The 22667-nt window shown below is 51.9% G+C and carries 18 protein-coding genes; 2 read left to right on the top strand and 16 right to left on the bottom strand.

Annotated features, from left to right (window positions below; all coding sequences use genetic code 11):
- Positions 1-30: 30 nt before the first annotated feature.
- Together ACYP03_RS09460 and ACYP03_RS09455 are read right to left on the bottom strand one after the other, a co-directional pair.
- Positions 31-1587 (bottom strand): AbgT family transporter, encoded by a 1557-nt coding sequence (locus ACYP03_RS09460; protein WP_459779392.1) that lies wholly within the window; start codon positions 1585-1587, stop codon positions 31-33.
- A 303-nt stretch (positions 1588-1890) separates the two neighbouring features.
- Positions 1891-3414, bottom strand: a complete 1524-nt coding sequence (locus ACYP03_RS09455) for an MFS transporter (RefSeq protein ID WP_459779389.1) — start codon at positions 3412-3414, stop codon at positions 1891-1893.
- A gap of 255 nt (positions 3415-3669) precedes the next feature.
- Between ACYP03_RS09455 and ACYP03_RS09450 the strand changes: the two genes are divergently transcribed.
- Entirely contained in the window at positions 3670-4257 is a 588-nt protein-coding gene (locus ACYP03_RS09450) for a TetR/AcrR family transcriptional regulator (protein WP_459779388.1), read from the top strand.
- A gap of 163 nt (positions 4258-4420) precedes the next feature.
- Here the strand turns inward: ACYP03_RS09450 and guaA are convergent, their stop codons facing one another.
- Complete coding sequence (gene guaA / locus ACYP03_RS09445; RefSeq protein WP_248141195.1) at positions 4421-5998, bottom strand: glutamine-hydrolyzing GMP synthase; 1578 nt, start codon at positions 5996-5998, stop codon at positions 4421-4423.
- 126 nt (positions 5999-6124) lie between these two features.
- Positions 6125-7588, bottom strand: coding sequence for an IMP dehydrogenase (gene guaB, locus ACYP03_RS09440; RefSeq protein WP_248141196.1), 1464 nt, complete (start codon positions 7586-7588; stop codon positions 6125-6127).
- Positions 7589-7879: 291 nt separating this feature from the next.
- On the opposite strand from guaB, the gene xseA reads away from it, so the two are divergent.
- The gene (gene xseA / locus ACYP03_RS09435) at positions 7880-9229 is read left to right on the top strand and encodes an exodeoxyribonuclease VII large subunit (RefSeq protein WP_459779386.1); all 1350 of its coding nucleotides are present in this window, start codon (positions 7880-7882) and stop codon (positions 9227-9229) included.
- On the opposite strand, the gene ACYP03_RS09430 is transcribed toward xseA, so the two are convergent.
- From ACYP03_RS09430 to pepB, 12 genes are all read right to left on the bottom strand, one after another.
- Positions 9226-10833, bottom strand: a complete 1608-nt coding sequence (locus ACYP03_RS09430; protein ID WP_459779441.1) for an ABC transporter ATP-binding protein — start codon at positions 10831-10833, stop codon at positions 9226-9228. The genes xseA and ACYP03_RS09430 overlap by 4 nt on opposite strands.
- Positions 10834-10997: 164 nt before the next feature.
- Positions 10998-11249 carry a zinc ribbon domain-containing protein gene (locus ACYP03_RS09425; RefSeq protein ID WP_248141198.1) on the bottom strand — a complete coding sequence of 84 codons (252 nt, stop codon included), beginning with the start codon at positions 11247-11249 and terminating at the stop codon, positions 10998-11000.
- 411 nt (positions 11250-11660) lie between these two features.
- On the bottom strand, positions 11661-13166 hold the full coding sequence (der, locus tag ACYP03_RS09420) for a ribosome biogenesis GTPase Der (RefSeq protein WP_248141199.1): 1506 nt from the start codon (positions 13164-13166) through the stop codon (positions 11661-11663).
- Between the two features lie 151 nt (positions 13167-13317).
- Complete coding sequence (gene bamB / locus ACYP03_RS09415) at positions 13318-14475, bottom strand: outer membrane protein assembly factor BamB (protein WP_459779382.1); 1158 nt, start codon at positions 14473-14475, stop codon at positions 13318-13320.
- A gap of 12 nt (positions 14476-14487) precedes the next feature.
- Positions 14488-15099, bottom strand: a complete 612-nt coding sequence (locus ACYP03_RS09410; protein ID WP_248141201.1) for a YfgM family protein — start codon at positions 15097-15099, stop codon at positions 14488-14490.
- 13 nt (positions 15100-15112) lie between these two features.
- Positions 15113-16381: a histidine--tRNA ligase gene (hisS, locus tag ACYP03_RS09405; protein ID WP_459779379.1), complete on the bottom strand. Its 1269-nt coding sequence runs from the start codon at positions 16379-16381 to the stop codon at positions 15113-15115.
- 120 nt (positions 16382-16501) lie between these two features.
- Positions 16502-17617, bottom strand: coding sequence for a flavodoxin-dependent (E)-4-hydroxy-3-methylbut-2-enyl-diphosphate synthase (gene ispG / locus ACYP03_RS09400; protein WP_248141203.1), 1116 nt, complete (start codon positions 17615-17617; stop codon positions 16502-16504).
- Between the two features lie 14 nt (positions 17618-17631).
- Positions 17632-18633: a cytoskeleton protein RodZ gene (gene rodZ, locus ACYP03_RS09395; protein WP_459779376.1), complete on the bottom strand. Its 1002-nt coding sequence runs from the start codon at positions 18631-18633 to the stop codon at positions 17632-17634.
- Positions 18623-19426, bottom strand: coding sequence for a type IV pilus biogenesis/stability protein PilW (gene pilW, locus ACYP03_RS09390; RefSeq protein WP_459779374.1), 804 nt, complete (start codon positions 19424-19426; stop codon positions 18623-18625). The genes rodZ and pilW overlap by 11 nt, the downstream gene beginning before the upstream one ends.
- A 51-nt stretch (positions 19427-19477) precedes the next feature.
- On the bottom strand, positions 19478-20599 hold the full coding sequence (gene rlmN, locus ACYP03_RS09385; protein ID WP_248141205.1) for a dual-specificity RNA methyltransferase RlmN: 1122 nt from the start codon (positions 20597-20599) through the stop codon (positions 19478-19480).
- Positions 20600-20839: 240 nt separating this feature from the next.
- Positions 20840-21268 carry a nucleoside-diphosphate kinase gene (ndk, locus tag ACYP03_RS09380; protein WP_248141206.1) on the bottom strand — a complete coding sequence of 143 codons (429 nt, stop codon included), beginning with the start codon at positions 21266-21268 and terminating at the stop codon, positions 20840-20842.
- 59 nt (positions 21269-21327) lie between these two features.
- Positions 21328-22605: an aminopeptidase PepB gene (gene pepB / locus ACYP03_RS09375; RefSeq protein WP_459779371.1), complete on the bottom strand. Its 1278-nt coding sequence runs from the start codon at positions 22603-22605 to the stop codon at positions 21328-21330.
- Positions 22606-22667 lie beyond the last annotated feature (62 nt).

Raw genomic sequence — 22667 nt, 5'->3', positions numbered from 1 at the left:
AACCGTTCAGAGTCTGATGATTTCTTCGCTTTAGAAACCCAGTGGCAGACTAAAGGCAAAGAAGATCACCAGCAACGCCGACCACAACACCAGGAATGCAGCGGAGTAAGGCACCATCATGCTGATCACATCCCCAAACTTCAGTTCAGGTTTGTACTTCCGCATAAAGGCCAGAATCACCCCGGCATAGGTCATCATTGGTGTGATGATATTGGTGGCAGAGTCCGCGACACGGAAGGCCGCCGTCACCATGTCCGGCGTCATGTTTGGATTCACCTGATACAGCATCGGCACGAAGATCGGTCCCAGCAGCATCCACTTGGAGGTCATCCCGCCCACAAAGAGGTTGATGAATGCAGTCGTCAGAATAAAGCCAATGATCAGCGCAATCGGGAACGACTGTAACCCCAGCGAACTCAGGAAAGTCGCCCCCAGGTAAGTGACGTAAGTACCCAGACCGGAATAGCTCAGCATCGCCAGAAAGTTGTAACAGAAGAAGGTCAGCACCAGGATGTATCCCATGGTGTTCATCTGTTTCACCATCGCTGTCACAACATCCTGCAAAGACTTGAACTTCCGCGTGGTAATGCCGTAGCACAGACCCACAACGACAAACACAAAAGAGATCAGCAGAATGACATTGTCCAGATATGGTGTGACTTCGCGGCCGGCAGCATTGGTATAAGGCGCCAGCGGACCGGTTGCCAGCAGGTAAATCCCGAGCAGCGCCGCAAGCAGGCCAAGACCAGCCATCCGCAGACCTTTCTGCTCACGATCCGTCAGCTGAAAATCATCCAGTTTCAGATCATCCGGCAGCTGATAGTCCATTGAAGACAAACGCGGGGCAATAAAGCGATTGGTGATCCAGCCACCAATCACGGTCAGCACAATGGTCGAAACAAATATAAAGTAATAGTGCATGGTTGCCGGGTTCAGTGGCTCACCGCTGGCCGTTGTGAACGGAACGCCCTGTGCTTCTGCAAAAATACGGGCGTTCACGCCCAGAATCACATCAGAAGGCGTCGCCGGGATCAGGTTGGCACTGAAACCAGCCGAAACACCGGCAAAGGCCGCCGCCATACCAATCAATGGGTTTTTACCCAATCCGGCATACAACAGACCCGCCAGCGGGATCAGCACCAGATAACCGGCATCGCTGGCAATCGAGGACATAATCCCCAGGAAAACCACCATATACGGCAACCAGCGATCACTGATGCGCAGGCCAACTTTCTTGATCAGTGCCGACAACAGACCCGAATGCTCTGCAATCCCTACAGCCAGCATCACAATCAGAATGACACCCAGAACACCACGGCCAAAAGCCAGCCAGTTTTGCAGCAATGCATTGTCAAACAACCAGCGAACATGCTCAGTATCCGTCATGCTCTTGATGGTATAAGTCACACTACCGCCATCGGCGCCCATCACTTCAAACTGCATGCCACCAATCAGGCTTGTCAGAACCAGAATGAAGGCGAAAAGAAACATGAAGATCACGACAGGATCCGGAATTTTTTGTCCCGCACGTTCTATGAACTTAATCACGCCCCGCGAGTTCTTCGCCGGGCTCAGGAGCTCACTCATAGTTGTACTTCCTTATTAAATCGAATGAGTAGAAAGCTGGAGAGTACTCGATTGTCATAATTCAGTAAAACTAATCCAGATGCATTTTTTAGTTATAAAGCCCACATTAACAAATTATTACAGAATAATTATCCACGCATTGATTTATTAAAAGATTGTTAAACCAACATCTGAGCCGTCTCTTTTCGGGCGTTGCCGTCAACCCAAAAGGCACCATCAAAGCACCTTGATTCAATAAATATGAACCGAAATGAATATAAAAATACCTGCTCGATTCTGTCTCCGACAACAATCACCATTACTTTATTGCCGATTTGCAGAAATAACCTCGGGTGCCAAGGTCGTCCGATCGCCTGCAAAGCATAGCAGCAGGCCTGAAACCAGCAGACAGAGTATCCCCGCACAGAACATGACGAAACCAAAGCTGTCTGCCATCGCAGATTGATAGAGAGAACCATAATGTTCGGCCAGCCGGTCTGTGTGCACCGGAAAAATGTTATCTGTCACTGCCCGTTCTGCCATTTCGGCAGCGCCAGCTAATCCAGCCCCTTTTCCGGCAACCGTCAACGTATGAACAGCATGAATGCTCATGATGCTGCCCAAGAGGGCAATCCCCATTGTCATGCCGGTTTGCCGCAATGCATTCATAGTAGCTGAAGCAATGCCAGCACTTTCCGGCGGGGCTCCGCCCATCACCATCATGCCAGTCGCAGGGACCGACAACCCAGTGCCCAGCCCCAGTAAGGCGAAAGTCACTGCGATAACACCAAATGAGGTGAACGGCGTGAAGCTCACCATGACACACAAGGCGGCTCCGACACATGTATAACCTGCGACCATCAGCAACTGAAGGGAAAAACGGGCTGCGAGGCGCCCAAACATCAAAGAGGCCACAGCCATAACCGCAAATTCCGACATCATCTGCCACCCGGTCTGCGCAGGTGAGTATCCTTGCGCCTGCTGGAGAAACAGAGATAGGAAAAAGAGGCTGCTGTAACTGGAGAATCCGAGTACAAACGACGCTGTATTGGCAAGTGCCAGAGATCGATTCCGGAACAACCGGACTGGCAATAACGAACGCCGGACGCGACGCTCTACCCAGATAAAAGCACAGAAACCTGCCAACGCAATACTCAGCGACACCAGTACATCATCAGATAAAGCTCCTTGCTCACCGATTTTGATCAAACCATAACTGAGCATGCCCAGCCACAACATACTGAGCACCTGCCCTGCCGGATCAAATGCGGCCAGTTCCGGATGCTTACGCTCAGGAATCCCCCATGCTCCGAGCATGAAGGCAACAATGCCAAAGGGGACATTCACAAGAAAAACACTTTCCCAGCCAAAATGTTCGACCAATAACCCGCCAGCCAAAGGGCCAGAAATGAGTGCCAGCGCACTAAATGCCGACCAGCCTCCGATCGCACGCGCTCGCTGATGCGGTTCAGTAAATGCATGCGTCAGGATCGGCATCGCCCCCGGGATCAGCAATGCGCCGGCAACGCCCTGAATCGCCCGCCCCCACAAAAGCGTTTCCAACCGGCCGGCTGCGGCACAGGCCAGAGAGCCAATCACAAACAAAAGTACACTGCCCAACCACACCCGTTTATGGCCATACCTGTCACCCAGGGGCCCTGCCGACAACATCACCGCTGACAGCGCAATCGCATAGATGTTTACCACCCACTGTAATCCCGCCAAGTCTGCATGTAGCGCTGACTGAAGGGTTGGCAGCGCGACATTGACGATACTGATATCCAGAGTCGCAAGAAATGTCCCCAGATAGGCTGCTGCAACTAGAGCATGAACACGATATTTCTGCATTGCGAACCACCGGTCAAAAATCGATATTGAGATTAATTCTCATCTTATGATCCGACCGACCGTCGGTCAATGGATTTATTCAGACCACAGTTCGCCTGGCAAATCGACTGACACACCACTGATCGTGTTGCGGCGATATAGTCGATCGCATACCATCGACCGACAGACGGCCGATGCCAACGCGCTAAATCGCCTGATGCATCCTCCGGATTTTCTCTGCCTGATGATTATTGATAACTGCCGCAAGTGAGCACAATGAAACAGCAAAAAACGCCTCGCACCAAACCCGCTGAAGTACGTCTGAACGAACTGATGGCTGCCGCAGAAAAGCTGTTTTTGGAGAAGGGTGTTGAAGCAACAACGATCAACGAAATCGTCAAACTTGCCCAGGTCGCAAAGGGGACCTTTTACCACTACTTCACCTCCAAGAATGAACTGCTTGGCGCCATGGGGGAGCTCTATACCATCCGATTTTTAAATCGTCTGGCAGAAGCGGTTGAAGCCTGTGCACCGGATGACTGGCAGAAGCGTTTATGTACCTGGATTTACACCAGTGTGCTGGTGTACGTCGAGACCTACCGTACGCACGACATCGTTTATACCCATCACCATGATCGGACCAATCCGGAGAGAAATGCTCTTCTGACGCAACTGGAAGGAATTCTACAGGGAGGCATGCAAGCCGGTCTCTGGACATTGGAGCAACCACGCATCACGGCCTTAATGATCTATCACGGCGTGCATGGCGCCACTGACGAAGCCATTGCGCTCAACCCGGAAAATTATGAATCGTATGCGCGTGACGTGACCTCTGTGTGTCTTCGACTGGTGCAAACGCGCTGACCGCAACAACAAAAATCACATCTGTGTCTTCCGATGATGATATTCAAGTTTCATCACAATACTGAGACTTCGATATCGCCAGATAAAAACAAAAAAGTCCGCAATTACGCGGACTTAAGTATGATTTAGTGCCTGTTAGTGCCAGACGTTTCCGGTTGGAAAATTATTCCCACTCAATGGTTGCCGGTGGCTTACCGGAAACGTCATACACAACACGGGAAATGCCATCGACTTCGTTGATGATCCGGTTCGAAACCCGACCCAGGAAGTCATATGGCAGGTGTGCCCAATGTGCAGTCATGAAGTCGATCGTTTCGACAGCACGCAGAGAGACAACCCAGTCGTACTTACGACCGTCGCCCATCACACCCACAGAACGCACTGGCAGGAAGACGGTGAAGGCCTGAGAAACCTTGTTGTACAGATCGGCTTTGTGCAGCTCTTCAATGAAGATTGCATCCGCACGACGCAGCAGGTCACAGTAATCTTTCTTCACTTCGCCCAGAACACGCACGCCCAGACCCGGACCCGGGAACGGGTGACGGTACAGCATGTTGTACGGCAGGCCCAGTTCCAGACCAATCTTACGAACTTCGTCTTTGAACAGCTCTTTCAGCGGCTCAACCAGACCCATCGCCATATCTTCAGGCAGACCGCCCACATTGTGGTGCGACTTGATCACGTGCGCTTTACCGGTCTTTGATGCAGCCGATTCAATCACATCCGGATAAATCGTGCCCTGTGCCAGCCATTTTGCGTTTTTCAGTTTCTTCGATTCTTCATCGAAAACATCGACAAAGACGTGACCAATGATCTTGCGCTTGGCTTCCGGATCCGCTTCACCAGCCAGTGCAGACAGGAAACGTTCTTCGGCATTCACATGGACAATGTTCAGACCAAAATGGTCACCGAACATTTCCATGACCTGCTCGCCTTCATTCAGACGCAGCAGACCATTGTCGACAAACACACAGGTCAGCTTGTCGCCGATCGCGCGGTGAATCAGCATCGCCACAACAGAAGAGTCAACACCACCGGACAGGCCCAGAATCACTTCGTCATCACCGACCTGCTCTTTAATACGGGCAATCGCATCGTCAATGATGGAAGAAGGCGTCCACAGTTTTTCACAGCCACAAATGTTCAGCACAAAGTTTTCCAGCAGACGCTGGCCCTGGCGCGTGTGGGTCACTTCCGGATGGAACTGCACACCGTAGAAACGTTTTGCTTCGTTTGCCATAGCAGCGTATGGGCAAGTTGAAGTGGCTGCGACTTTCACGAAGTCAGCCGGAATTTCAACCACTTTGTCACCGTGGCTCATCCAGACGTCCAGCAGCGCATTGCCGTCTTCTGCAACCGCATCTTCGATATTCTTCAGCAGTGCCGTTGGTTCAATGACTTCAACCTGCGCATAACCGAACTCACGCAGATCGGAACCGGCAACTTTACCGCCCAGTTGTTCCGCCATCGTTTGCATGCCGTAGCATACACCCAGAACCGGAACACCGGCTTCAAAAACATATTGTGGTGCACGCGGAGAGTTTTCTGCCGCCACACTCTCCGGACCGCCAGACAGGATAATACCGTTCGGATTGAAATCGCGGATATCCGCCTCATCCACATCCCAGCTCCACAGCTCACAGTACACACCGATTTCACGGATACGACGGGCAATCAGTTGGGTGTATTGGGAACCGAAGTCCAGAATGAGGATACGTTGATCATGAATATTTGTGGTCATTCAGGCAGTCTCAAATATCTATTGCAATCAAAAGGAGCGATCAGCCAGCGGCGTACCGCTCCGGAAAAATTCGTCGGTGTTGACGAAGACCGGCGACTGAAGTCACCGGTCTCAACGTTGTCTATATCAGCCCAGACGGTAGTTCGGAGCTTCTTTGGTAATGGTCACATCGTGAACGTGTGATTCCTGCATACCAGCGCCGGAAATACGTACGAATTCAGCCTTGGTGCGCAGGTCTTCAATGGTCGCAGAACCGGTTAGGCCCATGCTTGAACGCAGGCCGCCCATTTGCTGGTGCACGATTTCTTTCAGGTGACCTTTATAAGCCACACGACCTTCAATCCCTTCAGGAACCAGCTTGTCAGCTGCATTGTCTGTCTGGAAGTAACGGTCAGAAGAACCTTTAGACATTGCACCCAGAGAGCCCATGCCACGGTAAGATTTATATGCACGGCCCTGATACAGTTCCACTTCACCCGGTGCTTCTTCAGTACCGGCAAACATAGAACCCACCATCACACAGGATGCACCGGCTGCAATCGCTTTACACATATCGCCCGAGAAACGGATACCGCCGTCGGCAATCACCGGAATGTCATACTCATTTGCAACTGCGGCAGCATCAGCAATGGCTGTGATTTGCGGAACACCAACACCGGTGACAATACGTGTGGTACAGATTGAGCCCGGGCCAATCCCGACTTTCACTGCACTGACACCCGCTTCAATCAGGGCACGGGCACCTTCAGCTGTCGCCACGTTACCGCCAACAATTGGCAGCTCAGGGAAAGCAGCACGGGTTTCACGGATACGCTGCAGTACACCTTCAGAATGACCGTGAGATGAGTCAATCAGCAGCACATCCACACCGGCTTCAACCAACGCTTTCACACGCTCTTCGTTGCCTGCACCGGCACCCACCGCGGCACCAACTCGCAGACGGCCCTGCTCATCTTTACAGGCGTTTGGCTTACGCTCTGCTTTCTGGAAGTCTTTAGCCGTAATCATACCTTTCAGCTGGAACTTGCTGTTCACAACCAGTACTTTTTCGACGCGATGCGCTTGCATCACTGCTTCAACTTCTTCGCGGGAAGCCCCTTCCTTCACAGAAGCCAGACGCTCTTTCGGCGTCATCACGCTTTCGACTGTCTGAGTCAGATCGGTAACGAAGCGAACGTCACGGCCGGTGATAATCCCCACCAGCGCATGATTGTCATCAACCACAGGGTAACCGGCAAAGCCGTTTTCTTCGGTCAGACGCTTCACATCAGCAATGGTCTGGTAAGGTTTCACCGTTACCGGCTCCTGAACCACACCCGCTTCAAATTTCTTCACCATGCGCACTTCACGTGCCTGTTGTTCGATTGACATATTCTTGTGAATAAAGCCAATCCCCCCTTCCTGGGCCAACGCAATCGCCAGACGGCCTTCAGTGACTGTATCCATAGAGGCAGACACCATCGGGATATTCAGCGAAATAGTTTTGGTCAGACGGGTGCGCAGATCCGCAGTGTTAGGAAGTACAGTCGAGTGTGCCGGAACCAGCAGGACATCATCAAAGGTCAAAGCTTCTTGTTTGATACGTAACATCGCAATATCTCACACCATGTAAGGTTTTAAAGAAGGGATAAAATATTGCGGACGAATTATACGTACCAAGCAAACGTTTGGCTAGAAAAAAAATAAAAAAAATAATTGACACTTTTAACTTGATACGTAATATATTCCGGTTTAAGTGACCAAGCTGCGGGCCGAAATTCCAGCCCTCATTGCGCCTGTCGGTTTTTCAGCCATCCTCCTGCGACATTCATTTGATACTGCTATCAAATTCGGGCACCATCTGCTGCAACATCCATTTCCTGAATCACAGGTTACCTTGTCGTGAGTCTTTACAATACCGCTTCATCCCAGAATCAGCGTATCTTTACGGTTTCCAGCCTGAACGCCCAGGTCCGGCTGTTACTGGAAAATGAAATGGGTGTAGTCTGGCTGATCGGAGAATTATCCAACTTCTCTGCACCAGTTTCCGGACACTGGTATTTCACACTCAAAGACGCACGGGCCCAGGTGAAATGCGCCATGTTCCGGGGCAATAACCAGCGCGTAACTTTCCGCCCGGCCAACGGAAATCAGGTGCTGGTCAAGGCAAGGCTGTCATTGTACGAACCGCGTGGTGATTACCAGCTGATTATCGAAAGCATGCAGCCAGAAGGGGATGGCCGCCTGCAGCAGCAGTTCGAAAAACTGAAAATGCAGCTGGCTGGCGAAGGCCTGTTTGCTCAGACTTTAAAGAAAGCACTGCCGGAACAACCGAAACGCGTCGGCATCATCACCTCTAAAACCGGTGCTGCGTTGCATGACATTCTGAATGTCCTCAAACGCCGCGATCCCGGCTTGCCGGTCGTCATCTACCCGACGATGGTGCAGGGCGAAGGTGCCGCAATTTCCATTGCTCAGGCGATTGGCCGGGCGAATTCACGCCAGGAATGTGATGTCCTGATTGTTGGCCGGGGCGGCGGTTCACTGGAAGATCTCTGGGCCTTTAACGAAGAGATTGTTGCCCGAACCATCGCGGCCAGCCAGATCCCGATTATCAGTGCCGTAGGTCATGAGGTCGATGTCACCATCGCCGATTTTGTCGCGGACATGCGTGCTCCGACACCATCCGCTGCAGCCGAGCTGGTCAGCCGTGATCTCAGCGTACAAATGCAGAAAATCACGCAGCGGCAGCAGCATCTGCGCCATGCAATGCGCCACTATCTGTCACAACGCCAAAGTCAGCTGGTACGCTGGCAGCACAGGCTCGACCGCCAGCATCCGCAAGTTCAGTTGAATCAGCAGAGCCAGCGTCTGGATGAACTGCGCAGCCGTCTTGAAAGAGCGATGCGCAAACAGATCTCTGACAGCCAGCAACACGTCCATCGCAATGAGTACAAACTGGCGCTTCACTCACCAGCTCAGCGACTGGAAAAACTGAGCTCTCAGCTTGCCACCCATCAGCGCCGTTTGCAGGACGCGATGGATCGCCTGCTGGTCAATGCACGGCACCAGCTGGCAATGGCAACAGAAAAACTCGATGCCGTCAGTCCGCTGGCAACCTTAGCCCGCGGATACTCCATCACCCGGCATGAAAACGGCCAGGTCATCCGCAGCGCCGCTCAGGTCAAAACCGGAGACACCCTGCAAACGACACTGGCCGACGGAGAAATCCGCTCAACCGTGACAGGTTAAGCCGCGTCTTCAACGAGCATACACGCGCTGATCAAACGCTGTGTATACGCCTGCTGCGGATGGTCAAAGATCTGCTCAGGCGTCCCCTGCTCCACCACTTCTCCACGCTGCATCACCATCACATGATCCGAGATGGCGCGAACCACGGCCAGATCATGGCTGATGAACAGATAACCGATGTTATGACGCCGCTGAATGTCTTTCAGCAAATCCAGCACTGTCAGCTGTACCGAACGGTCCAGCGCTGAGGTTGGCTCATCCAGCAAAATAAATTTCGGCTCGAAAATCAGCGCACGGGCAATCGCAATCCGCTGACGCTGGCCGCCGGAAAACTCATGAGGATAACGGTTGATACAGTGCGGATCGAGACGTACTTCCTGCAGGACCTGACGGGCTTTCTGCATCCGCTCCGACTTGGACATATTCGTGAAGACAGTCAGCGGCTCAGTGATAATCTCACCAATCGTCATGCGGGGCGACAACGAACCATAAGGGTCCTGGAAGACCATCTGCATGTGGCGTTTCAGCTCAAATCGCTCTGATGCGCTCATCTGACGCATGTTCTTGCCTTCAAAAGAGATATTGCCGGTTGAAGGCAGCAACTGCATCAGCGCGCGGCCTAAGGTGGATTTACCGGAACCGGATTCACCGACAATCCCCACCGTTTCGCCCTGCCGCAATGTCAGGCTGATCCCCTTCACCGCTTCGAGGTACTCGGTCGGCTGTCCCATCCAGTTCGATTTCAGCACATAACTGACTTTGACATCATCCGCCTGAAGAATCACGGGTTCGCCGGCTTTCTCTGCATGCTCTCTCGGCTTAGGTTCGGCGTCCAGCAGCATCCGGGTGTAAGGATGCTCCGGATGATGGAAGACTTTCTCAACCGTTCCGGTTTCCACAACTTCACCCTGGCACATGACCACCACATCATCGGCAAAGTGTCGGACGACACCCAGATCATGGGTAATAAACAGGATTGCCATACCCATTTCAGCCTGAATTTCCTTCAGCAGCGACAGCACCTCAGCCTGTACGGTGACATCCAGCGCAGTGGTCGGCTCATCGGCAATCAGCAGATCCGGCTTATTCGCCAGCGCCATCGCAATCATGATCCGTTGCAACTGACCACCTGAGAATTCATGCGGATAATGACGAAGCCGCTTGTGTGGCTCCGGCAGATGAACCCGCTTGAACAGGGCCAGCGTTTCTTCCATGGCCTCTTTCGACGAAACATCCCGGTGGCAGCGAATTGCTTCAGCCACCTGCTCCCCCACCGGCATGTATGGATTGAGCGATGTCATTGGCTCCTGAAAGATCATGGCGATTTTACCGCCCCGAAAGCCCCGAAGTACTTTTTCAGGTAAAGCCAGCAGCTCTGTGCCCTGAAACCAGATCTTGCTGGTCGGATCGACCCTGCCATTTTTCGGCAACAACCCCATTACCGCACTGGAAGTCACCGATTTCCCCGATCCGGATTCACCAACCAGCGCCAGAGTCTGGCCTTTTTCAAGACTGAAACTGACCTGCTTCACCGCATCCACAATACCGCTCTCCATCGTGAATGCCACGGACAGCGCTTCGACTGACAGCAATGACTTCTGCATCTTCATACCTGCATCCTTACTTCTTTCTTCCATAAATAATAATGAGAATTATTGTCAAATAAGAGTATATCGAAAGAAGATTGTTGACTACCGCTGAGTATGGTCAAGATACAAAAATTTTACGAAAACCAAGTTCAGATCGATTTTCGGCTGACTAAAACGATTCAGGGCAACTTTTCTGCCGGGTGATTCTCTGAAAAACTAAAAGTAATCCGGGCACGGGATTTCGATTTCAGCGCATTGCACTGAGGACAAAAATAGCTGGCGGCTCCGCAGGCATTCAGTTGTTCCAATGACTGCTCACAGTCCGGACAACGGGCATGTTTGACCACTTCGCGCTTGCAATGCGGGCAATAATAATTTCCTTGCTGCCAGTCCAGATTCAGCTGACAAACAGGGCACAACGATGATGACATGGCGGGAACCTTACACAGAAATGACGTTCAGTCCACATTAGCAGGGATCGACATCTAAGACATGATCAACGACAAAGTCCGGACTGATCAGCGATCACCCCCTAAAAGAACATTTATCAATACACTTCCCGAAAGCATAAGTTACATGTTCTGCATTTGGATTTTGGGCAGAATAAAACTCTGAGCTTACCAAATATTTCATAAAGATCCAGAATGATTAAAAACTAAAATGTGATCAGTAATCTGAATGATGTTCCCGTGTTTACAGGTGTTTAGCCCCACAGCCTGGTGATCAAAAATACGATTGCTCAACAGGATAATCTCCGGCCACGATCCGAAAATTCCGTTCATAAGATCATCTCTTGGCTGTCAGGATCAAAAAACCCGGCTCAAAGGCCGGGTTTTTCTGGTTTACTGATTGTTTTCCCTGTTCTTCAGGGCTGTCGTCAGTCGTTTACGCTGACGCTCCTGAGAAACCGTCAGTTTCTGACGCTTCACGTTACCATATGGGTTATCACTGTTCTGGAACTGAATGCGGATTGGTGTCCCCATCATTTCCAGTGTCTTACGGTAATAGTTCATCAGGTAACGTTTGTAAGAGCCCGGAAGATCATTAACCTGGTTACCATGAATGACAACGATTGGCGGGTTATAACCACCGGCGTGCGCATATTTCAGCTTCACACGACGGCCACGAATCATTGGCGGTTGGTGATCATCCTGCGCCATTTGCATAATCCGGGTCAGCAGCGAAGTACTGATACGCTTGGTCGCAGACTGGTAAGCTTCCTGAACGGATTCATACAGATGACCAACGCCAGTTCCGTGCAGCGCCGAAATAAAGTGGATCCGGGCAAAGTCAACAAAGCCCAGACGGCGGTCCAGCTCAGACTTCACTCGCTCTTTCACTTCATTATCCAGACCATCCCATTTGTTCACTGCAATCACCAGCGAACGACCGGCATTCAGGGCAAAGCCCAACAGGCTCAGATCCTGATCAGAAATATTTTCACGGGCATCAATGACCAGCAGGACAACGTTGGCATCTTCAACGGCTTTCAGCGTCTGAATCACCGAGAATTTTTCAACAGCCTCGTTCATATTCTTCCGGCGACGTACACCTGCAGTATCAATCAGCACGTAGTCCTGGCCGTCACGCTCCATTGGGATATAGATGGAGTCACGTGTGGTTCCCGGCATGTCATACACGACCACCCGTTCTTCACCCAGGATCCGGTTCGTCAGGGTCGACTTACCCACATTCGGACGACCGATAATTGCCAGCTTGATTGGCTGTTCCTGCAGACGTTTGTAAGCTGCCTCAGCATCTTCTTCCGTCAGGTTCGCTTTTTCGATCGCTTCAACAGAGTCCAGTGACTCAATATCAACGAACTCTTCATCTTCGGCATGCTCTGCTTTCCATGCTTCCACGAACGGAGCCAGTGCACGTTCCATCAGCGCAGTCACACCACGGTTCTGCGCCGCGGCAATCTGGTGCATTTCATCAACACCCAGTTGCCAGAAGTCTGCACAGGCACTGTCGGCATCAATGCCGTCAATCTTGTTCACCACCAGAAACGTTGGTTTCTGTCGGCTGCGCAGGTGCTTGGCAATGGCTTCATCAGCCGCCGTCAGACCAGCACGGCCATCCACCAGAAACAGTACAACGTCTGCTTCTTCAATCGCCAGCAGCGACTGCTCGGCCATTTTGGTTTCAACGCCTTCTTCTGAACCGTCGATACCGCCGGTGTCGATGACAATAAATTCGTTCTCTTCGAGCTCAGCTCGACCGTACTTACGATCCCTGGTTAGGCCAGGAAAGTCAGCGACCAGCGCATCCCGGGTGCGAGTAAGACGGTTAAACAACGTCGATTTACCCACATTCGGGCGCCCGACAAGGGCAACTACAGGAATCATAATGAGTTTACCTCTATATTTTTCATCATCTTAATGCAGCCATGTTTGTCTCAAACGACAATCACGACGTCACGGGTAGAATAACAACGGCCCCTGATGCAAAAACAAACAGGAGCCGAAGCGTTAATCTTATCACAGAATGCAGCTGTGACTAAGGCAAATGCATTTTGCTCAGTTTGCCTTCTCTGGTTACCACCAGATAGCCATCGGCCAGTGCCAGCGGCGGAACGCTAATCCCGCTGCCATCCGTTTGTTGCTGAGCAACAAATTCACCACTGCGGGGATCCAGCCAGTGCAGGTATCCGAGGCTGTCGCCAACCACCAGTTTCCCGTTAATCACCGACGGTGCACTGAGAATGCGGTGAGCCAGATCTGTATTCTGCCATAGCTCAGTCCCGCTGCGGATATCAACGGCAACCAGGTGGTCATCCGCAGTCACCAGAAACAGCACGCCTGAATCAATCACAAAATCAGTCGCTGAGGAATAATTACGTTTCCACACCTGCTGACCGCTGCGAAGATCAATGGCTACCAGATTTCCGTTATATCCTGCGGTATAGAGTCGATCGCCCTCAACAACAGGCGCTGCATCCACATCAACCAGACGATCAATTTCCGTCGCACCCTGAGGCTGGCCAACCGGCTGTTGCCAGATCAGCTGACCATTACGGATGAAAGCCCCCGCAAGACGACCATTGGCCTGTCCCCAGAAAACACCGCCGGAAATCGAGACCGGGGCACTGTCACCGCGCAGAGTTAATGTAGGAACATCACTGCTGATTTGCCATTTGGTCACACCCGTCTGGGCATCCATTGCCTGAAGAATGCCACGGCTGGTATTGACCATCACCATGCCTTCATCAGCCAAAGGTTTCGCCAGCACTTCGCCGTCGACATCAACCCGCCAGACTTCTTCACCGGTTTCCGCATCCAGAGCAATCACTTCTGCATTTTCGCTGCCGATGAAAACTTTATTGTAAGCCACCGATAGGCCACCAGAGAGCTTCGCATTCTCTTCAGCGTGAACCTGATGTTCCCAGATCTGTTTCCCCGTACTCGGATCCAGTGCTTCAACCAACCCATCCCGGCTGGCAACATACAGTTTGCCGTAGCCGGTTACAGGTGCCAGACGGGAATAGAAATGCTGTACACCTTCGCCGATATTACGAGCCCAATCCTGAACGGGCTTGAACTGGTTTTCAACAGCAGGTAACGGAGCCATTTGCACCGCTTCTTCTTCGCTGGCACAGCCGCTCAAAACACTCAGAGTGACCGCCAGGGCTACGGCTTGCTTCAATAGCTTGCGCATGGTCTGCCGCCTTTACTGGGCCAAATCGTCAAGTTTGATTTGCAAAGCCGGAGAAGCACCCAGTTCATTCGCGCTGAGGTAAGCTTCACGGGCTGCAGACTTGTCACCTTTTTGCAGCAAAATATCACCGCGCAGTTCAGCAACTTTACCTTTCCAGCTTTCTGCTTTCACTTTATCCAGTTCAGCCAGCGCCTCATCATAAGACTTCTGAGCTGCCAGAATACGAGCCAGACGTGTATGTGCAACAGGTAACAAAGCGATATCATCCGTATGGCTGATCGCCCAGTTCAGCTGTTCAGCGGCCGCATCCAGATCACCTTGGTCAATCTGTACTTTCGCCAACTGCAAAGCTGCCAGGACAGCGTACTGAGTGCTCTCATAATCATGAATGAAAGTTTGCGCCTGACTCACCGCGCCGTCATTACCACTGTTCAGTGCCTGCACTGTCTGAGTATAGGCTTCAGAGGCCTGCTCTTTCGCAGCCTGCACTTCAGCCTGATAATAACGCCATCCGTAAAGGCCACCCAGACCTAATACGGCGCCAAGAACCACGGCTTTGCCGTTTTCCTTGATCCATGCCTTAATGATTTCAATCTGTTGCTCTTCAGTGGTATTGACGTCCACGTCCTGTCCTCTCTTAAATCAATTCTGCCAGCTTGGTCGCAACCTCTGCCTGAAGCAAAGTCAGCTGCTCGCCGCCACGAAGGTCTTTCACCACAACAGTACCTTCAGCAATTTCGTTCTCGCCCAGTACCAGTGCGACAGCCGCGCCGACATTATCTGCACGCTTGAACTGCTTCTTGAAGTTACCGCCGCCAAAGTGATTCATCACGCGAAGACCCGGTACGGCTTCACGCAGGGTTTCTGCCAGCTTCATACCCGCCATCAGCGTGCCTTCACCAGCCGTGACCACATACACATCTACATTACGGCGAACTTCTGTCAGTTCCAGTTCTTCGAGCATCAGCACCAGACGTTCCAGACCCATTGCGAAACCAACGCCCTGAGTTGCACGGCCACCCAGCTGCTCAACCATACCGTCATAGCGACCACCGCCACAGACGGTACCCTGGGCACCCAGGCTATTGGTGATCCACTCAAAAACGGTGCGGTTATAATAATCCAAACCACGCACAAGGCGTTCATTTACCTGGTATTCGATACCCGCAGCGTCTAATAGTTCACACAAACCTGCAAAATGCGCTTTTGATTCCTCATCCAGATACTCAGACAGTTTCGGCGCATCCGCCAGAATCGCCTGAACGGCCTGGTTCTTTGAGTCCAATACACGCAGAGGGTTGGTATACATCCGGCGTTTGCAATCCTCATCCAGCACTTCGGTATGCTGTTCCAGGAAAGCAACCAGCGCTTCACGGTAAGCGGCACGGGCTTCAGAAGAACCAATAGAGTTCAGTTCCAAGCGTACATGTTTATCGATACCCAGCTCACGCCACAAACGTGCGGTCATCATAATCAGCTCAGCGTCGACATCCGGTCCCTGAATCCCGAAGACCTCGACCCCAAACTGATAAAACTGGCGATAACGGCCTTTTTGCGGGCGCTCATGGCGAAACATCGGTCCCATATACCACAGGCGTTGTTCCTGATTGTACAGCAGACCATTTTCAATCCCTGCACGGACACAGCCCGCAGTACCTTCCGGACGCAGTGTCAGGCTGTCGCCATTACGGTCTTCGAAAGTATACATTTCTTTTTCAACCACGTCGGTGACTTCACCGATCGCTCGTTTGAACAGATTTGTCATTTCAACAATCGGCATACGGATTTCGCTGTATCCGTAAGCGCTGACAACCTGTTTCGCGGTATTTTCCACTTTCTGCCAAAGCGGAGTCTGGGTCGGGAGGCAGTCGTTCATGCCTCGAATTGCTTGAATTTGTTTCGCCACGTTGATTCTCAATTAACCGATGGGAATTAAGCTCGAATATATATAAGACCGAATATATAAGTTATGCAGGACATTGTGAACCTGCCCCGAAGGATTCCGGGGCAAGAAAAACAGAAAAGATTACTTTTCGGTAACGTCAATCCGGTTACGCAGATCCATCATGGACGCTTTTGCCCGGATTTTGGTTTCCAGCTGGTCGATCACGTTGTCGTTATCAAAGCGCTCTTTCTGACGGACACCGTCTTCGTAGAAAGCACTTTTGCGGTTACCGCCGGCAATGCCAAGATGGGAGACTTCCGCCTCGCCCGGACCATTCACCACACAGCCAATGACGGAAACATCCATCGGTACCGTGATATCTTCCAGGCGCTGCTCCAGTTCGTTTACCGTCCCGATCACATCAAATTCCTGACGCGAGCAGGTCGGACAGGCAATAAAGTTAATGCCGCGGGAACGAATCCGAAGCGATTTCAGAATATCAAAGCCGACTTTGATTTCTTCGATCGGATCTGCCGCCAGAGAAATACGCAATGTGTCGCCGATACCTTCCGCCAGCAGCATGCCCAGACCAACGGCAGATTTCACTGCACCGGCCCGTGCACCACCCGCCTCAGTGATCCCCAGATGCAAAGGCTGCTTAATTTCTTTAGCCAGCCTGCGGTAAGACTCCACCGCCAGGAAAACATCAGAGGCTTTCACACTGACCTTAAACTGATCGAAATTCAGACGGTCCAGAATATCGACATGACGCATTGCGGACTCAACCAGTGCTTCCGGCGTCGGTTCACCGTACTTCTGCTGCAGATCTTTTTCCAGTGAGCCACCGTTCACGCCGATACGAATCGGGATGTTTTTGTCCCGGGCACAGTCAACGACTGCACGGATACGGTCTTCCCGGCCGATGTTCCCTGGATTGATGCGCAGACAGTCAACGCCGTATTCCGCCACTTGCAGAGCGATTCGGTAGTCAAAATGAATATCCGCTACCAGCGGTACATTCACCTGTTGCTTAATCAGCTTGAAGGCTTCAGCCGCATCCATCGTCGGTACAGAAACACGGACAATATCAGCGCCGACCTTTTCCAGTGCGCGAATTTGCGCAACTGTTGCTTCGACATCAGTGGTTCGGGTATTGGTCATGGACTGCACGGCAATCGGCGCACCATCACCAATTGGCACCTTGCCCACATATATTCGGGTAGAAGGGCGGCGTTTAATCGGGGACTCGTTATGCATCTCTCATTCTCTGTTTACAACGGCAACTTCAACCGGGCCACTTTGCCGGCCGGAAAGCCGCTCAGATCAACTGGTTCACCTTTGAAGGTCATTGTAACAACACTCGGCGCGCCGAGCACTATCTTAAACGGCGCCTTACCATCCAGCGAAATCACATCGCCGGAGCTTTTAATACCGGTTTCAAGCTGCTTACCGTTGGCATCACGAATATCAATCCAGCAGTCGCCGTTAAAAGTCAGTTTTAAATCCGGCACCTGCGCAACTTCCGCTGGAGCCGAATCAACTGACAATAACGGATTGACTTCATCCAGCAATCCGCTTTCAGCACCCTCAACAACGCGATTCACAGGGGTTTCGTTGCCTGCACCCTGCATCGCTTCATCAAAAGTGTTCAGTGGCAGCTCATCATCACCGGCTGCATTGCTGCTGTATTCTTCACCGACTGAGTTCACAGCTTCAGACTGACTGGTCCCTTCCGCGATGGCGCTGACATCGTCACTGCTCAGTGAACCCGCCATTTCATCCGAAGTACCGGCCAGTGATTCATCCAGAGGCTGAGTGCCTGAAGTGTTTTGTTCAGAAATGACCGGCGGCTCTGTCTTCTGTTCTGTCTGCCACCACCAGGCAGCTGTCATTCCGACGATGATGGCACCAAAAATCCAGGTCAGCCCCATGACACGGCTGTCATGTTTTTCACGCTTTGTTTTGCGGGAAAAGCTATGCATGGTCTGAGCCTGAGGCTGCCCCTGACCGAAACTTTCCAGTTTAGTCAGGACATCATTGACATCCAGACCGACAAATTTTGCATAAGAGCGAACATAACCACGGGTGAAAGTGGCCATTTGTGCTTCATCAAATCGGTTTTGTTCAATGTCATCGATCACAGACACCCGCAGGCGCAGACGGCTGGCTACATCCTTCTGAGAATAGCCAAGCTGCTCGCGAGCCTGGCGGAGCATGTCTCCGGGACGAATGACGTCTTCCGTTACTCGTTCTTCGTTCTGTTCAGTATTCATTGGCTAGATAATTCTGATATTGCTGAGAATCAGGAAATTGTTGTCGTAACAATTCGGCATATTTTTTCACCCGATCAAGGCGACCGCTCTGGCTTGACGACTGAATTTTAAGAATAAGACTATCAGCAGTTTCTCCATAACGCTGGCTGAAAGCTGCCAGTCTGTCATCCGCCTTTTGATGTTCCCCGTCCTTGAGCTCTAACTTTGCCAGTTGCAGCATGGAAAGCGGCCGGTAGGGGTCATGACCAAGTGTTTTGTTGAAATAGTCCGCAGCCTGTGTCGCATTCCCTTGTTTCAGATGGCATAACGCAGCATTTTCGAAACTGCTGGCGACCTGAAAATAATCCGGTTGTGAGACGGCACGGTTGAAAGCCGTGATGGCTTCATCATAACGGGCTTCACTACACAAGAATACACCATAGTTATTAAGCACATCGCCATTTTTTGGTGATTCTTGCAAAGCCCGGACATAGAGTGCTTCAGCTGAGTGATTTTCACCCACCTGCTGATAATAATGTGCCATTGCGAGCAGTGCTCTGGGATGATCAGGCGCAACATCGAGCGCTTTATGCAAATTTAAATGCGCTCTTTGCCATTGCCCGCGCTCCAGATAGCCCAGTCCGAGGGTAATTCTTGCATCTGCCGCCGCAACTGGATCAACCGCTCGGCGGGTCTCCGGTGAATCCACTGTCACACAGCCAATTAAAAAACAAGCGGCTATCATGCCGCTTGCGCTTAGGTACATCCAGCGTACCATGACAACTCCCTGCTCATTTCCTTTGAGCTTGACCAAAAGGTCTCTGAATCCGGTCAGTTGAGCTGACTGGGGTAAATGCTGTCTTTATCAGACTGCTTTCACCGGAATTGGTTCACCTTTCGCCTGCTTTGCCAGGGTGCGTTTTGTGCGGTCAATCACATCACCGACCAACTGGCCGCAAGCAGCATCAATATCATCACCCCGGGTTTTCCGGACTGTCACCGTGAAATCGTATTCCATCAGTGTTTTCATGAAGCGATCAATCCGAGAGTTACTCGGCTTACGGTAAGGTGACCCCGGATACGGGTTGAACGGGATTAAGTTAATCTTCGCCGGTGTGTTTTTCAGCGTCTGTGCCAGTTCTCGGGCCTGGTCCATACTGTCATTCACGTGATCCAGCAGAATGTATTCAACCGTCACCTTACCCCGGTTGGCATTCGACGATGCAATATAACGACGCACGACTTCCAGGAACGTGTCGATGTTGTACTTGTCATTAATCGGCATGATTTCAGAACGCAGCTGGTCGTTCCCGGCATGCAGGGAAATGGCCAGTGCCACATCAACTTTGCCAATCATCTGTTCCAGACCAGAAACTACGCCAGAAGTAGACACCGTCACACGGCGTTTGGACAGGCCGAAACCCAGATCGTCCAGCATGATATTCAGTGACGGGATCAGGTTTTTCATGTTCAGCAACGGTTCGCCCATCCCCATCATCACAACGTTGGTGATCGGACGACGACCGGTTTCTTTCTCGACACCGATCTCTTTGGCTGCGCGCCAGACCTGACCAATGATTTCTGAAACTTTCAGGTTCCGGTTAAAGCCCTGCTGCGCTGTGGAACAGAATTTACAGTCCAGCGCACATCCCACCTGAGAAGACACGCACAAGGTCGCACGGTCATCTTCCGGGATATAGACGGTTTCCACGTCCTGGTCACCCACACGCATTGCCCACTTAATGGTGCCGTCCGATGAGTGCTGTGCTTCAGAGACGTAAGGCGCTCGGATCTCTGCGACCACTTTGAGTTTTTCGCGCAGCTTCTTGTTGATGTTGGTCATCTGATCGAAGTCGTCACAACCGAAATGATACATCCACTTCATGACCTGATCCGCACGGAAGGCTTTTTCGCCCAGCTCATCGGCAAAATACTGCCGCAGTCCTTCGCGATCGAAATCCAGCAGATTGATTTTGACATTCGTCATCGGTTGTCGCCTCACTAAAAAATGACAGATCCTGCGCCCTGCTCACCCGGACGCGGGGTCCAGACAGCGGGGTGATTCAAGGCGCGAAATTGTACAGACTTTATCGCTGCGTTTCCACTTTTGCGCACTTGGTTCCGATTCTCCTGTTTTGATCAGCTTAGCCGACTCAGACGCAGTTGCGACGCCATAAAAAAACGGGAAGCCAGGCTTCCCGTTTATTCTTCAGCATCGGAGCGTCAATTAACCACGCGGGCAGATTTCATCGTCAGAGAAGAAATAAGCGATTTCACGCGCAGCCGATTCCGGGCTGTCTGAACCATGAACGGCGTTCAGACGTGTGTTCTCTGCATAATCAGCGCGCAGGGTGCCACAGGCTGCTTCTTCCGGGTTGGTTTTACCCATCAGTTCACGGTAACGGGTGATCGCGTTGTCACCTTCCAGCACCTGCACCATGACAGGGCCAGAGGTCATGAACTCAATCAGTGGTTCATAAAACGGTTTGCCTTCGTGCTCAGCGTAAAAGCCCTGAGCCTGCTGTTCGGTCAGGCGCAGCATCTTTGCAGCAACAATCGTCAGACCCGCACTTTCCATTCGATGATAAATCGCACCGATCTGGTTACGACCGACTGCGTCAGGCTTCACAATTGAGAAGGTACGTTCAATTGTCATTATTATATTCCTTATCTTTGGTTCACTTCAGTCGGGCAGGCTTCCCTGCCCTCTGGCTCTTACTGTAACAGCAACGCCGCAATATTCGCTACCCCAAGACCTGTTGCACCGGCTGCCCAGCGAGCATCGGCACCGTCACGGAAGCAGGCGGCCAGATCAAAGTGCACCCAACGGCTGTCATCACTGACAAAGCGGGACAGGAATGCCGCCGCATTCGAAGCGCCGCCCATACCGCCACCTTTCACCGCACGGCTGTTGGCAGTCTCCGCATAGTCAGACGGGCAGTTACTCTGGTGCCATTTCTCCAGCGGTAGCGGCCAGGCCGGTTCATTCACCAGCTCAGACAGCTGCTGTGCTTTACGCAACAGCTCAGGCTGCATTGAGAAAATCGCATTATAATCCGTGCCGACGGCCATCATTGCAGCGCCGGTCAGCGTCGCTGCATCAATGATCAGCGGAGCTTTCATTTCGCTGGCCTTGATCAGACCATCCGCCAGCACCAGACGTCCTTCCGCATCGGTATTGACCACTTCAACAGTCAGACCGTTTTTGTAAGTCAGAATATCACCCAGCTTATATGCATTGCCTGCGATCATGTTCTCGGCACAGCACAGGATCAGCTTGACCCGCTTCTTCAGTCCCTGCTCAATGGCATAAGCCAGCGCTGCCGTTACCGTTGCGGCACCACCCATGTCACATTTCATGGCAACCATGCCGGCACTTGGCTTGATGCTGTAACCACCGGAGTCGAAGGTGATTCCTTTTCCGACCAGACAAGCATGAATCGGCGCATCTGCATCACCGGTCGGGTTATAATCCAGAGTCAGCATGACCGGCGGACGGCTGCTGGCACGGCCAACACTATGAGTGCCGATCCAGCCTTCAGAGAACAGCGCGTCCCCTACCACGACTTCATGCGTGATCTTGTCGCCGGCAACATTTTCCAGAAACGCCACGGCGTCCCGGGCCAGTTTTTCCGGGTACATATCTTCAGGGGTCGCATTCACTACCTGGCGAACCCATTCGACACTGCGGCGACGTGCATTCAGCAATTCCAGCTCGTCTTCATCCTCAGATGACCACTGCACTTCGACCGATTTACGCGGTGCCACAAAACCACAGTAGAAAGCCCACTGGCGCTCATAACTCCAGCCTTCCCCGCTCAGACTCACCTGTGACGCACCCTGAGCAGACAACTGACGGGCGGCCTGTTGAATACGACGCAGGACGAAATCGCCCTGGTAATGAATCACAGCACTTTCCTGCTGATAAGAAACCAGTGCCTTTTCTCCCCAGACGCCCTGAGAAGGTTCGGCAGACAGCAAAACCGTAAGCATATGCATGTTCCCTAAGTTGAAAACGCACAACTGGCGAACCGGTTGTGCGTTATAAATTTCCA

The organism is Photobacterium sp. R1, assembly GCF_054600795.1.
This window is presented reverse-complemented; position numbering and strand designations above follow the sequence as displayed.

What these genes read in the sequence shown, in the direction of transcription:
- der (WP_248141199.1), bottom strand. Translation starts at nt 13,166, where the DNA reads ATGATTCCTGTAGTTGCCCTTGTCGGGCGCCCGAATGTGGGTAAATCG.
- guaA (WP_248141195.1), bottom strand. Translation starts at nt 5,998, where the DNA reads ATGACCACAAATATTCATGATCAACGTATCCTCATTCTGGACTTCGGT.
- ACYP03_RS09450 (WP_459779388.1), top strand. Translation starts at nt 3,670, where the DNA reads ATGAAACAGCAAAAAACGCCTCGCACCAAACCCGCTGAAGTACGTCTG.
- ACYP03_RS09455 (WP_459779389.1), bottom strand. Translation starts at nt 3,414, where the DNA reads ATGCAGAAATATCGTGTTCATGCTCTAGTTGCAGCAGCCTATCTGGGG.
- ACYP03_RS09430 (WP_459779441.1), bottom strand. Translation starts at nt 10,833, where the DNA reads ATGCAGAAGTCATTGCTGTCAGTCGAAGCGCTGTCCGTGGCATTCACG.
- guaB (WP_248141196.1), bottom strand. Translation starts at nt 7,588, where the DNA reads ATGTTACGTATCAAACAAGAAGCTTTGACCTTTGATGATGTCCTGCTG.
- rlmN (WP_248141205.1), bottom strand. Translation starts at nt 20,599, where the DNA reads ATGACGAATGTCAAAATCAATCTGCTGGATTTCGATCGCGAAGGACTG.
- ACYP03_RS09425 (WP_248141198.1), bottom strand. Translation starts at nt 11,249, where the DNA reads ATGTCATCATCGTTGTGCCCTGTTTGTCAGCTGAATCTGGACTGGCAG.
- ACYP03_RS09460 (WP_459779392.1), bottom strand. Translation starts at nt 1,587, where the DNA reads ATGAGTGAGCTCCTGAGCCCGGCGAAGAACTCGCGGGGCGTGATTAAG.
- ispG (WP_248141203.1), bottom strand. Translation starts at nt 17,617, where the DNA reads ATGCATAACGAGTCCCCGATTAAACGCCGCCCTTCTACCCGAATATAT.
- pepB (WP_459779371.1), bottom strand. Translation starts at nt 22,605, where the DNA reads ATGCTTACGGTTTTGCTGTCTGCCGAACCTTCTCAGGGCGTCTGGGGA.
- bamB (WP_459779382.1), bottom strand. Translation starts at nt 14,475, where the DNA reads ATGCGCAAGCTATTGAAGCAAGCCGTAGCCCTGGCGGTCACTCTGAGT.
- ndk (WP_248141206.1), bottom strand. Translation starts at nt 21,268, where the DNA reads ATGACAATTGAACGTACCTTCTCAATTGTGAAGCCTGACGCAGTCGGT.
- rodZ (WP_459779376.1), bottom strand. Translation starts at nt 18,633, where the DNA reads ATGAATACTGAACAGAACGAAGAACGAGTAACGGAAGACGTCATTCGT.